The following is an 11,776-nucleotide window of genomic DNA, read 5'->3' on the forward strand; positions in this document are numbered from 1 at the left end:
ACCGGAACCAGGAGTCCGCATGACGGCGACCGCCGCCGAACAGAACGACCTCACCCCCCGGGACGGCCATGCGCGGCGCTGGCTGATCCTCGGAGTCATCTGTCTCGCCCAGCTCACGGTGCTGCTCGACAACACCGTCCTGAACGTCGCGATCCCCTCCCTCACCACCGAGCTGAACGCCTCCACGGCCGATGTGCAGTGGATGATCAACGCCTACTCGCTCGTCCAGTCCGGTCTCCTGCTCACCGCCGGAAGCGCCTCCGACCGCTACGGCCGCAAGAAGATGCTGGTCGCGGGCCTTCTCGTGTTCGGTGTCGGTTCGCTGGCGGCCGGACTCGCGCAGTCCTCCGGGCAGCTGATCGCCGCCCGTGCGGGGATGGGCGTCGGCGGCGCGCTGCTGATCACGACCACCCTCTCCGTCGTCGTCCAGATCTTCGACGACACCGAACGCGTCAAGGCCATCGGGATCTGGTCGACCGTCAATTCCCTGGGCTTCGCGGCGGGTCCGCTGCTCGGCGGGGCCATGCTCGACCACTTCTGGTGGGGCGCGATCTTCCTGATCAACATCCCCGTGGCGGTCCTCGGCCTGATCGCGGTCGTCCGGCTCGTACCGGAGTCCAGGAACCCGAGCGGTGACCGCCCCGACCTGGTCGGGGCGCTGCTCTCGACCCTGGGTATGGCGGGCGTCGTGTACGCGATCATCTCCGGGCCCGAACACGGCTGGGGCTCCGGCCCGGTCCTGCTGGCCGCCTTCGCGGGGATCGCCGTCCTCGCCGGATTCGTCCTGTGGGAGCTCCATGTCCCGTACCCGATGCTGGACATGCACTTCTTCCGCAACCAGCGGTTCACCGGCGCGGTGGCCGGCGCGATCCTCGTCGCCTTCGGGATGACGGGCTCCCTCTTCCTGCTCACCCAGCACCTGCAGTTCGTGCTGGGCTACGAGCCGCTGGTGGCCGGGCTGCGCACCGCCCCGCTCGCCCTCACCGTCGTCGCCCTGAACCTCACCGGGCTCGGCGCCCGGCTCGTCGGGAAGCTGGGGACGCCCGCCGTCATCGGCGCCGGGATGTCCCTGCTGGCCGCCGGGCTCGCTGCGATCGCGCTGCTGGGCGGGCGGGACTACGGCGGCATGCTGCTCGGCCTGGTCGTCATGGGGGCGGGCGTCGCGCTCGCCATGCCCGCCATGGCCAACGCGATCATGAGCTCCATCCCGCGCGAGAAGGCGGGGGTGGGCGCCGGAGTGAACGGCACGCTCGCCGAGTTCGGCAACGGGCTCGGGGTCGCCGTGCTCGGCGCCGTGCTCAACTCGCGGTTCGCCGCACTCGTGCCGGGAGCGGTCGGCGCGGCCTCGCTCCCCGTCGTGCTCGCCTCGGCGGACGGCCCGGCGGAGCGGGAGCGCATCACGGACGCCTTCGCCTCCGGTCTGGAGACCAGCCAACTCGTGGGGGCCGCGGCGGTCCTGGCGGGCGGGCTGCTGGCCGCGGGCCTGCTGCGGAGGGCGGAGCGCGCGGAAGCGGACTGAGCTCCCCGGACGACGGGCATAGCATCGTGGCAGGGGTGCCGGTACGCAGGAGTGCCACCGCGAGACAAGGAGCGTGCGCCATGGGATCCGCGGCAGACCGTGGGAACAGCCCTTCGCGGGTCAGCGTCTGGCTGGACCGGCGGACACCCTCACGCACCCGCAAGGCGGAGCAGCCGACCGGCCTCGACCGGGACAGGATCACGGCGGCGAGCGTCCGGCTGCTGGACGCCGACGGCCTCGCGAAGTTCTCCATGCGCCGCCTCGCCGCCGAGCTCGACGTCACGGCGATGTCCCTCTACTGGTACGTCGACACCAAGGACGACCTGCTGGAGCTCGCCCTGGACACCGTCTTCGGCGAGATCCCGGCGACGGCGGAGGACCTCGACTGGCGCGACCGCCTGCGTGAACTGGCCACCAGTTACCGGAAGATGTTCGTCCGGCACCCCTGGGTGTCGGCCCTCGTCGGCAGCTTCCTGAACATCGGCCCGCACTCGATGCTGTTCTCGTACGCCGTCCAGGACGTCGTCCGGGCCACCGGTCTGCCCCTGGAGCGGCAGACGGGCGCGATGGCGGCGGTCTTCCAGTTCGTCTACGGATTCGGCACCACCGAGGGGCACTTCGTGCAGCGCACGGTGGAGGCCGGGCTCACCCAGGACGAGTACTTCGAGCGGGCGATGGGAACGATCCGCGCGGACCCGGAGATCCACGAGGCCATGCGGCCCTCGGAGAGCCTCATGGAAGCGCGCGGCGGGGCGACGGTGGAGGAGATGCGCGAGCGGGACTTCACGTTCGCGCTGGACCTCCTGATCGCGGGCATCGAGGCGACGTGCGAACGGGCGGCGCGCCACCCGTAGAACGGCCCGCCACCCCTGCGGGTCGGCCAGCCCTCAGTAGGACGGCCCGCCCGCCCTCAGTATCCGCGCCGGGTGTCCACGGCCAGCGCGGGCGTACGTCCCTCGGTGACCGCCTCCCAGCAGGCCTCGAAGTCGGCGACGACGTCCTCGTCGGCCGTGATCCCGGCCGAGTGCGAGGTGATCACCGTGCGCGGCAGCCGCCAGGCGGGGGCGTCGGGCCCGGCGGGCTCGTCGGGAAGGACGTCGAGGACGGCCCGGCGCACGGTCCCGCCGCGCAGCGCCGCCTCCAGGGCCGGCAGGTCCACCGTCGCGCCGCGGCCCACGTTGATGAAGGTGGCGCCCCGCATCGCGGTGAACCGGGAGGCGTCGAAGAAGCGCTCCGTGGCACCGGTGAGCGGCAGGGCGGAGACCACCCAGCGGGCGTCCGCCAGCGCGGCCGCCTCGTCCTCGGAGCCGGAGACGACCACCCGGTCGAAGCCCTCGGGCACCTCGCGGGGCGTGCGGCCCACGCCCACCGTGCGCACGGAACAGGCGCGCAGCAGACCGGCGACGGCGGAGCCGATGCGCCCGGTGCCGTGGACGACGGCGGTACGCCCGGCGACGAGCTCGGACGGGAGCCGCCGCCACTCCGCCCTGGCGTGCTGGGCGGAGTGCTCCGGGACGGACTGGCACTCGGCGAGCACCCAGGCCAGCGTGTACTGGGCGATGCGCTCGCCCATCCGCCCCACGGTCCGCGTCAGCAGGGCCCCCTCGGGCCAGGGCCCGGCGGCGAGCAGCGCGTCCGTCCCGGCGTTGACGCTGTGGAACCACAGCAGCCGCGGGCTCCGCAGCCCTTCGGGAAGCACGTCCCCCACGTACACGAAGGGACCGTCGGGCGCGGTGGCGTACACGGGTCCGGCCGGTCGTCCGGCGATCCGTTCCAGCTCACGCACCACGGCGGGGCTCATGGAGGGGGAGGTCAGCAGTCGGGCCCGCGCGAGCGGGTCCTGGCGGGGCGGTGTCATCGGTACGCTCAGCTGCCCCCGGCCAGGTGGGCGGGGAAGCCCCCGGTCGCGACCGGGCTCCAGCGCTCCGGGGTGATCCGGATGATGGACTTCCCCTGCCTGGTCATCGCCTCCCGGTACTCGTCCCAGTCCGGGTGCTCCCCGGAGATGGTGCGGAAGTACTCGACGAGGGGCTCGACCGAATCCGGGGAGTCGATCACCTCGGCCGACCCGTCGACCTGGACCCACGGGCCGTTCCAGTCGTCCGACAGGACGATCACGCTCACCCGCTCGTCCCGCTTGGCGTTACGGGTCTTCGCGCGTTCGGGGTAGGTCGAGACGACGATCCGCCCCGCGTCGTCGACACCGCAGGTGAGCGGGGAGCCCTGCGGGCGGCCGTCGGACCGGGTGGTCAGCAGGATCGCCCGGTGCCTCGGCCGTACGAAGTCGAGCAGTTCCCCGAGGTCCACGGCGGTGTTGGTCGCGATGTTGGGTGCCATACGGCCAACCCTAGGCCGTGTCCGCGACGTTCCGCCGTACGCCCGCGGCATGTGCGGGGCGCCGCGTGCCGGCACCGTGTGCCGGGCCGGACATCGCGGACAGGGCCCGGGCCGGTGCTAGCCCGTCGGGAGGGAGTCGCCCTGGACCGCCTGGATGTCGAGCTCCACGCGCAGGGTCGTGCCGATCGCGGAGATGCCCGCCTGCAGCACCTGGTTGTAGTTCATGGCGAAGTCGTCGCGGCGCAGCTCGGCGGTGGCGTTGAAGGCCGCCCGCACCCCGCCCCACGGGTCCGGTCCGGTGCCCAGGTAGCTGAGGTCCAGATCGACGTCGCGCGCGATGCCGTGCATCGTGAGCACGCCGTGCACCGTCCAGCGGTCGGGTCCGGCCGGGGTCAGCGCGCGGGACCGGTAGGTGAGCTCCGGGTACGTCTCCACGTCCAGGAAGTCCGCCGAGCGCAGGTGCTTGTCGCGCATGGAGTTGCCCGTGTCGATGCTGCCGGAGGAGATGTAGGCCTCCACCCGGGAGTGCTGTACGTTCTCGGCGATCTCGATGCGGCCGCCGAACTCGGTGAACCGGCCGTGCACGCTGGAGATCCCCAGGTGCTGGGCGACCGCGGCCACGGAGGAGTGCACCGGGTCCAGCGACCAGGTGCCCGGGGGTGGCAGTTCCACGCCTCCCTGGCGGGCCAGCACCACGGTCCCGGCCTCGACCCGGCCGCTGGCCGTGACGAGCGCGGTGGAGGCGGCGGGGGCGTAACCCACCGCCGTGACGATCACCGTGTACGCGCCGGCCTGCAGGAGATCGTCGGTGCGGACGGCCCCGTTCTCGTCGGCGGCGGCGCGGAGCACCTGGGTGCCCGTCATGTCGGTCACCGTGACGACCGCGTGCTGGACCGCCCAGCCGTCCCGCGTGCGTACCTGTGCGCGAAGTCCCATCCCGTGTTCTCTCCTTGCTCAAATCACTCGTGAAGCAGCGACTCAATGAGTCGGGCCCCGGGCGGGATCGGCAGGCCGTCCCCTGCCTGCCGTTCCCGCCACGGGGCCCATTTCCGCCGGCGCCACAGCCTCTCCGCTCGAAGTGCTGTTCCGCCAGGGGTCTTTGTGGATCTTCCGGTGTGTCTACTCGCCCGGGTGGGCGAGCTCGATGTCGTGACCGTCGACTCCGCCGCCGCTCACGGTCAGCGAACCGGCCACCGGCGGGTAGCCGGTCGCGATCACGGAGTAGTCACCGGCGTCCAGGTCGGTGAAGGCGTACACACCGTCGTCGCCGGTGGTCGACGTGGCGACCACGTTGCCGGCCGCGTCGATCAGCGTGACGCGGGCGTCGTTCAGCGGGGCCCGGCCGGAGCCGGCCCTGACGACACCCCGCACCAGCGCGCCGGAGCGCAGGGCGACGTCGACCCGGGTGACACCCTGGCCGCCGACCTCCACCGGCAGCGCAAGCGGACGGAAGCCCGCAGCCGTGACGGCGACGGTCACCGAGCCGGGGATGAGCTCACCGAAGGTGAACTCGCCCGCGTCGCTCGACACGCCCGTGGCCAGTACGTCGCCGCGCACATCGGTCACGACGACCATGGCGCCCTGGACGGGGGTGCCGCCCTCGGAGGTCCGCACGGTCCCGGAGAGACCGCTCGTACCGGCGAGCAGGATGTCGTAGGCCAGCGGCTCGTCGCCGACGACCACGGTGGACGCCTGCGGCTGGAAGCCGTCGGCGGACGCGATCAGGACGTAGCTGCCGGAGCCCGGCGCGTCCAGGACGTAGCCGCCGTCGGCCTGGGCGACGGAGCGCCCCAGCTGCCGGCCGCCCAGCGAGATCAGCGTGACGGCGGCGCGGGCGACGGGTGCGCCCTCGGCGCCCCGCACCACACCGCGTACGGGCGTTCCCTGCATGGTCAGCTCCTTCGTGGCAGCCGTCTGCTCCAGGGTGTCGACCGAGGTGGCCTCGGCGACCGGCGCGGCACCGGTGGTGGCCTCGACGGACTCCGTCGTGGGGGCCGCCTCCGGGGAGGAGGTGTCGTTGCCCGACCTGGTCTTCAGGGCGACCTCCTTGATGAAGATCGTCAGGAGGAACGCGACCAGCGCGGCGGGCGCGGCGTAGAGGAAGACGTCGCCGACACCGTGGCCGTAGGCGACCTCCATGACCGTACGGAGCGGCGCGGGGAGCGCGTCCAGGTCGGGGATGCCCCCGCCACCGGTTCCGCCGTGGCCGAACGCCGCACCCTGGGGGCCGAGGTCGGCGAGGCCGTCCTTGACGTAGTGGGTGACGCGGTTGCCCAGGACGGCACCGAGCGCCGAGACGCCGATGGCACCACCGAGGGAACGGAAGAAGGTGACGACGGAGCTGGCCGCGCCGAGGTCGGCGGGAGCCACCTGGTTCTGCGTGGCGAGCACCAGGTTCTGCATCATCATGCCGATGCCGAGGCCCATGACGAACATGAAGATCGCGATGTGCCAGTACTCGGTGTCGTACCGGATGGTGCCCAGCAGGCCGAGGCCCGCGGTGAGCAGGAAGCCACCGGTGACGAGCCAGGCCTTCCAGCGGCCCGTCTTGGTGATGATCTGGCCCGACACGGTCGAGGACAGGAAGAGACCGGCGATCATCGGGATGGTCATGACGCCGGACATGGTCGGCGACTTGTCCCGCGCCAGCTGGAAGTACTGGCTGAAGAAGACGGTGCCCGCGAACATGCCGATACCGACGAACAGCGAGGCCGCGGAGGCCAGCGTGATGGTGCGGTTACGGAAGAGGCGCAGCGGGATGATCGGCTCGCGGGCCTTCGTCTCGACGAACAGGAACAGCGCGGCCAGGACGACGGTTCCGCCGAGCATCGTCCAGGTCTGCCAGGAGATCCAGTCGTACTTGTCACCTGCGAAGGTGACCCAGAGCAGCAGCAGCGAGACCGCGGCGCTGATGAGGAACGCGCCGGACCAGTCGACCTTGACGCCCTCGCGCTTGACCACGGGGAGCTTCAGGGTCTTCTGCAGCACGATCAGGGCGATGATCGCGAACGGCACACCCACGTAGAAGCACCAGCGCCAGCCCATCCAGCTGGTGTCGGTGATGACTCCGCCGAGGAGCGGGCCGCCGACGGTGGCGACGGCGAAGACCGCGCCGAGGTAGCCGCTGTAGCGCCCGCGCTCGCGCGGGGCGATCATCGCGGCCATCACGATCTGGGCGAGGGCCGAGAGGCCGCCGACGCCGATGCCCTGCACCACACGGCAGGCGATGAGCATGCCGCTGCTGGTCGACAGGCCGGCGACTATGGAGCCGCCCACGTAGATGACCAGCGCGATCTGGACCAGCAGCTTCTTGCTGAACAGGTCGGCGAGCTTGCCCCACAGCGGGGTGGTGGCGGTCATGGCCAGCAGTGAGGCCGTCACGACCCAGGTGTAGGCGCTCTGGCCGCCACCGAGGTCGGAGATGATCTCGGGCAGGGCGTTGGAGACGACCGTCGACGACAGAATCGCGACGAACATGCCGAGCAGCAGCCCGGTCAGCGCTTCCATGATCTGCCGGTGTGTCATCGGCGTGCCGGCGGGGGCTTCTGCAGCCCCGTGCTTGGCGTGGCCGCCCCGCACACCGGGTGGTGTGGTCGTAGCCATTGAATTCCTTCTCTTTGCTTCTGTTACACGGGTGTACGGGTGTGCACATCGTCGGGGTGCCCGGTGCGGCAGTCGCCGCTGTGCCGTCCGGGGGCGCATCCTCCGGGGCCGCGGCAGGAGAAGCTGTCGCGCAGCCGGGACAACAACGAGTTGAGCTGCCCGACTTCTTCGTCGGACCAGTCGTCGAGGTGGTCGGCGAACATTTCCGTCGTCCGTCGGCCCAGTTCGTCGATCATGTCGGCGCCGGCGGGGGTCAGCCGCAGGATGCGGGACCGCTTGTCCGTCGGGTCCGAGGACCGTTCGATCCAGCCGTTCTCCACCGCGTGGGTCACATGTCTGCTGGTCACCGACATGTTCACGGCCAGGAGCTCGGCGAGTCGGGAGATCCGCATCTCCCCGTACTTGGCCAGCAGCGTCAGCACGGTGGCCGAGCCACCGGGACACTCGGCGGGCAGGATGCGGGCGAGGCCCCGCTTGACGGCTCCGACGGCGCTGAGCTGCCGGGCCAGTTCTTCGTACTGGCTCCGTGCTGCCACCGACCCTCCAGACGTCTCGCGAGGTCATCTTGTTGCTTAGGGCAACGATAGAAGCAGTTGGTTGCCACAGGCAAACGAAAGCGGGCTTGCAGAAGTAAAGGAACGCAAAAGCCTGCGTAGGGGCCGGGTCAAGCGTGCAGCGCACAGGGGGCGGGCCGCGCCGGATGTGTCCCTCGCCACACACGGAGTCCCCTGGTGGGGGCCGTGGAGGCGGTGCGCGGCGCCCGGGCGGGCGGGTGAAGAGGCCGTGCGCACCGGGAACGGGCATCGGCCCCCGGGGCCCCGGGGGTTGGGCGGAAGGCCTGCGTTCGCTAGGGTCCTGGGCCATGGCACACAACCCCCACGCCCCGCAGCCGGGCCCCGAGGGCACTCACGACCCGGCGGGCAGCACGCAGATGTTCCGCGCGTTTGTCGACGAGGGCGAGCCGCAGCGCAGGCCGCAGCCCGCAGCGACCTCGTCCGGCCCGAGGACCGGAGTGATCGTGGCCGTCGTCGCGGTCATCGTCGTCCTCGGCGCGGTCGCCTGGCTCGCGCTCGGCTGACCGGACCCCCCGTCCCCTTCACCGCAGGCCCGCCGCCCCTCTCCGGGGGGCTCAGGGCCCGCGAGGCGCCCACGTGAGCGTGCGCGCCGCCTCTTTCCGTACCGCTCCCGCTCCGCCCGTCGGCGCGGGAGCGTCTGCGTTCTCCCGCCGCGTTCCACGACCACCCCTCCTGCTGCACGGGGATGCGTTCCAGGATCGCCGCGCCGGCCGGGCGGGGAGGCCCGGGCACGGCGAAGCCGCCGGGGCGGTGATCGTGCCCCGGCGGCTTCGGGAGCCGTTCCGGACGGACCCGCAGGGGGTCAGTCGGCGATGAGCCCCTCCCTGAGCTGGGTGAGCGTCCGGGTCAGCAGGCGCGAGACGTGCATCTGCGAGATGCCGACCTCCTCGCCGATCTGCGACTGGGTCATGTTGGCGAAGAAGCGCAGCATGATGATCTGCCGCTCGCGCGGGGCGAGCTTGGCCAGCAGCGGCTTCAGGGACTCGCGGTACTCGACGCCTTCCAGTGCCGTGTCCTCGTACCCCAGACGGTCCGCCAGCGAGCCCTCGCCGCCGTCGTCCTCGGGGGAGGGCGAGTCCAGCGAGGAGGCCGTGTAGGCGTTGCCCACGGCGAGGCCGTCGACCACGTCCTCCTCGGAGACCCCGAGCGCCTTGGCCAGCTCCGGCACCGTCGGCGAGCGGTCGAGCTTCTGGGCGAGCTCGTCGCTGGTCTTCGTGAGGGCGAGCCGCAGCTCCTGGAGGCGGCGCGGCACCCGGACCGACCACGAGGTGTCGCGGAAGAAGCGCTTGATCTCCCCCACGACGGTCGGCATCGCGAACGTGGGGAATTCCACGCCCCGTTCGCAGTCGAAGCGGTCGATCGCCTTGATCAGGCCGATCGTCCCGACCTGGACGATGTCCTCCATGGGTTCGTTACGGCTCCGGAACCGCGCCGCCGCGTACCGCACGAGCGGGAGGTTGAGCTCGATGAGTGTGTCCCGCACATAGGCCCGCTCCGGGCTGTCCGTTCCGTCGGGGCCCGATGCGGGGCCCAGCGCGGCGAGCCGCAGGAACAGGGAGCGGGACAGCGTGCGGGTGTCGATGGCTTCCGGCGAGCTGGTGAGCACGGCAGGTGCCGGCACGCTCTTCGTGAGCGTGAGCACCTTCGAGCTGCCCTGTTCTGTGGACATGCCACCCCCTTGAGGTCGCGGACGGTCGCGGTGGCCACGACCATCGGAGGAACGCAGCCTCCACCTGAATACCGGAGGTAGGGCTGCGGCAAACGCGGTTCCAGCAGAATGTCACATGTCGGCAACACGCTGTAGTGACATGTCGACAAGTAAGCGTGGAAACTGCGCAGGAAACTGGGGGTGTGGGGCTTTTGCGCCCCCGGATTCCGTCCTCCCGGGGTCTACCCGTTCTGGTTACGCCTCGATCCTGTTTGCGGACCTCAGTCGGGCGAAACTTCTGGCCAGAAGCCTTGACACGTGCATCTGGGAGACACCCAGTTCCGCGCTGATCTGCGACTGCGTCAGGTTGTTGTAGTAGCGCAGCAGGAGGATCCGCTGCTCGCGCTCGGGGAGCTGCACGAGCAGGTGCCGGACGAGGTCCCGGTGTTCGACGCCGGCCAGGGCCGGGTCCTCGTAGCCGAGCCGGTCCAGGAGCCCGGGCAGGCCGTCGCCCTCCTGCGCCGCCTCCAGCGAGGTCGCGTGGTACGAGCGGCCCGCCTCGATGCAGGCGAGGACCTCGTCCTCGGAGATCTTCAGGCGCTCGGCGATCTCGGCGGTGGTCGGTGAGCGGCCGTGAGCGGTCGTCAGGTCCTCGGTGGCGCCGGTGACCTGGACCCAGAGCTCGTGCAGCCGCCGCGGTACGTGCACGGTCCGGACGTTGTCCCGGAAGTAGCGCTTGATCTCGCCGACCACGGTGGGCATGGCGAACGTGGGGAACTGGACGCCGCGTTCCGGGTCGAAGCGGTCGATGGCGTTGATCAGGCCGATGGTGCCGACCTGGACGACGTCCTCCATCGGCTCGTTGCGGCTGCGGAACCTGGCCGCCGCATAGCGCACGAGCGGCAGGTTCGCCTCGATCAGCGCGGTACGCACCGCGTGGTGCTCGGAGGTGCCCGGTTCGAGGTCCTTGAGCCGTCCGAACAGCACCTGGGTCAGTGCCCTGGTGTCCGCGCCCCGGGTCCTGGCGGGCGTGCTCGGATCGGGGGTCTCGGTCTGGATGTCGTCCGTCTGGACGTTCTGGGGCGGGACTTGAGGCGCTGTACTGGCCGGCACGGTGTCGCCACCCCTTTGCGGTCAACTACGGTCAACTCATCCGTCAAAAGCGGTCATAGCATCACAAGACATGTCCACTGTGTGCAAGCACCGCATGGAGTCGTGTTGAGGGCGTTTTGGTTTAAACATGCCGAAAAGCCCCTCTCCTGTAGGGGAGGGGCCGGTGGGACCAGGGGGCCGAAAGGATCAGAAGGGGTAGTCGGCGATCACCCAAGTGGCGAACTCACGCCACTGCCCGGCCGCGGCCTGGTGCTCGGGGTGCTCGACGTACCGCTTGAGCGCGTCCTCGTCGGCGACCGCCGAGTTGATGGCGAAGTCGTAGGCGATCGGCCGGTCGGTGATGTTCCAGGCGCACTCCCAGAACTCCAGCTCGGGGATCTTCCCGCCGAGCTCCCGGAAGGCCTCCGCACCGGCGACGACCCGCGGATCGTCCCGCTCGACGCCGTCGTTCAGCTTGAACAGGACCAGGTGGCGGATCATGGGTTCTCCTACTTCACGAGCTCGGACATGAAGTCTCCGACGCCCTGCGCGGCGCTCGAAATACCTTCGAACCCTACTTGGACGAGATCGGCTGCCCGCTCGGGCGAGGTGATGATCGTGTACAGCACGAAGACCACAATCATGTAGAGCGCGATCTTCCTCGCTTGCACCACGGCCAGCCCCCGCCTCTCCCCTTCGATCACCTGTGCAGTCGGGTGATTCTAGCCGCACGTATGGCCGTATCCGCTGGCCGTTTCCGATCACTCGGGCGGCTTTTAGGGCCGAAGGACCCGTCGATTCGGGCCCTTTGTCGGCGGCTGCGGCTTACGTCGAGGAGGAGGATGGGGGGTGAGCCCGCCGCACCCTCAGGAATGCGCGGGCCGAGGAACGGGACCTGCACGAGGTCCCCACCGCGTGACTCCCCCCGACCGCGGCGAGGACCTACGGTCCCCGTTCTCACCGGGGGAAGCGGCTTGTCCCCCCGATGCCGCTTCCCCCGAC

12 protein-coding genes are annotated in these 11,776 nt (G+C 70.7%); 3 read left to right on the forward strand and 9 right to left on the reverse strand.

Annotated elements, in window-relative coordinates:
• Positions 1-19: 19 nt before the first annotated feature.
• Together OG488_RS19495 and OG488_RS19500 are read left to right on the forward strand one after the other, a co-directional pair.
• Entirely contained in the window at positions 20-1,519 is a 1,500-nt protein-coding gene (locus OG488_RS19495; RefSeq protein WP_329230945.1) for an MFS transporter, read from the forward strand.
• An 80-nt stretch (positions 1,520-1,599) separates the two neighbouring features.
• Positions 1,600-2,373, forward strand: a complete 774-nt coding sequence (locus OG488_RS19500; protein WP_329230947.1) for a TetR/AcrR family transcriptional regulator — start codon at positions 1,600-1,602, stop codon at positions 2,371-2,373.
• Positions 2,374-2,429: 56 nt separating this feature from the next.
• On the opposite strand, the gene OG488_RS19505 is transcribed toward OG488_RS19500, so the two are convergent.
• The 5 genes from OG488_RS19505 to OG488_RS19525 form a co-directional block, all read right to left on the reverse strand.
• Entirely contained in the window at positions 2,430-3,377 is a 948-nt protein-coding gene (locus tag OG488_RS19505; protein ID WP_329230948.1) for an NAD(P)-dependent oxidoreductase, read from the reverse strand.
• A gap of 8 nt (positions 3,378-3,385) precedes the next feature.
• Positions 3,386-3,856 (reverse strand): PPOX class F420-dependent oxidoreductase, encoded by a 471-nt coding sequence (locus tag OG488_RS19510; protein WP_329230950.1) that lies wholly within the window; start codon positions 3,854-3,856, stop codon positions 3,386-3,388.
• A gap of 117 nt (positions 3,857-3,973) precedes the next feature.
• Positions 3,974-4,792: a YceI family protein gene (locus tag OG488_RS19515; RefSeq protein ID WP_329230951.1), complete on the reverse strand. Its 819-nt coding sequence runs from the start codon at positions 4,790-4,792 to the stop codon at positions 3,974-3,976.
• Between the two features lie 183 nt (positions 4,793-4,975).
• Positions 4,976-7,459: an MFS transporter gene (locus tag OG488_RS19520; RefSeq protein ID WP_329230952.1), complete on the reverse strand. Its 2,484-nt coding sequence runs from the start codon at positions 7,457-7,459 to the stop codon at positions 4,976-4,978.
• A 23-nt stretch (positions 7,460-7,482) separates the two neighbouring features.
• On the reverse strand, positions 7,483-7,995 hold the full coding sequence (locus tag OG488_RS19525) for a MarR family winged helix-turn-helix transcriptional regulator (RefSeq protein WP_329230954.1): 513 nt from the start codon (positions 7,993-7,995) through the stop codon (positions 7,483-7,485).
• 326 nt (positions 7,996-8,321) lie between these two features.
• Between OG488_RS19525 and OG488_RS19530 the strand changes: the two genes are divergently transcribed.
• The gene (locus OG488_RS19530; RefSeq protein WP_329230956.1) at positions 8,322-8,537 is read left to right on the forward strand and encodes a hypothetical protein; all 216 of its coding nucleotides are present in this window, start codon (positions 8,322-8,324) and stop codon (positions 8,535-8,537) included.
• Between the two features lie 299 nt (positions 8,538-8,836).
• Here OG488_RS19530 and OG488_RS19535 read toward each other — a convergent pair whose 3' ends face one another.
• The 4 genes from OG488_RS19535 to OG488_RS19550 form a co-directional block, all read right to left on the reverse strand.
• A complete protein-coding gene (locus tag OG488_RS19535; RefSeq protein WP_329230957.1) occupies positions 8,837-9,703 on the reverse strand; it encodes an RNA polymerase sigma factor SigF in 867 nt (288 codons plus the stop codon).
• A 234-nt stretch (positions 9,704-9,937) separates the two neighbouring features.
• Entirely contained in the window at positions 9,938-10,795 is an 858-nt protein-coding gene (locus tag OG488_RS19540; RefSeq protein WP_329230959.1) for an RNA polymerase sigma factor SigF, read from the reverse strand.
• Positions 10,796-10,981: 186 nt separating this feature from the next.
• Positions 10,982-11,275, reverse strand: a complete 294-nt coding sequence (locus OG488_RS19545) for a Dabb family protein (protein WP_329230960.1) — start codon at positions 11,273-11,275, stop codon at positions 10,982-10,984.
• Positions 11,276-11,283: 8 nt separating this feature from the next.
• Positions 11,284-11,478, reverse strand: coding sequence for a hypothetical protein (locus OG488_RS19550; RefSeq protein ID WP_329239330.1), 195 nt, complete (start codon positions 11,476-11,478; stop codon positions 11,284-11,286).
• Positions 11,479-11,776 lie beyond the last annotated feature (298 nt).

Origin of the sequence: Streptomyces sp. NBC_01460, from assembly GCF_036227405.1 — a bacterium.
GTDB lineage: Bacteria > Actinomycetota > Actinomycetes > Streptomycetales > Streptomycetaceae > Streptomyces.

What these genes read in the sequence shown, in the direction of transcription:
- OG488_RS19495 (WP_329230945.1), top strand. Translation starts at nt 20, where the DNA reads ATGACGGCGACCGCCGCCGAACAGAACGACCTCACCCCCCGGGACGGC.
- OG488_RS19500 (WP_329230947.1), top strand. Translation starts at nt 1,600, where the DNA reads ATGGGATCCGCGGCAGACCGTGGGAACAGCCCTTCGCGGGTCAGCGTC.
- OG488_RS19505 (WP_329230948.1), bottom strand. Translation starts at nt 3,377, where the DNA reads ATGACACCGCCCCGCCAGGACCCGCTCGCGCGGGCCCGACTGCTGACC.
- OG488_RS19510 (WP_329230950.1), bottom strand. Translation starts at nt 3,856, where the DNA reads ATGGCACCCAACATCGCGACCAACACCGCCGTGGACCTCGGGGAACTG.
- OG488_RS19515 (WP_329230951.1), bottom strand. Translation starts at nt 4,792, where the DNA reads ATGGGACTTCGCGCACAGGTACGCACGCGGGACGGCTGGGCGGTCCAG.
- OG488_RS19520 (WP_329230952.1), bottom strand. Translation starts at nt 7,459, where the DNA reads ATGGCTACGACCACACCACCCGGTGTGCGGGGCGGCCACGCCAAGCAC.
- OG488_RS19530 (WP_329230956.1), top strand. Translation starts at nt 8,322, where the DNA reads ATGGCACACAACCCCCACGCCCCGCAGCCGGGCCCCGAGGGCACTCAC.
- OG488_RS19535 (WP_329230957.1), bottom strand. Translation starts at nt 9,703, where the DNA reads ATGTCCACAGAACAGGGCAGCTCGAAGGTGCTCACGCTCACGAAGAGC.
- OG488_RS19545 (WP_329230960.1), bottom strand. Translation starts at nt 11,275, where the DNA reads ATGATCCGCCACCTGGTCCTGTTCAAGCTGAACGACGGCGTCGAGCGG.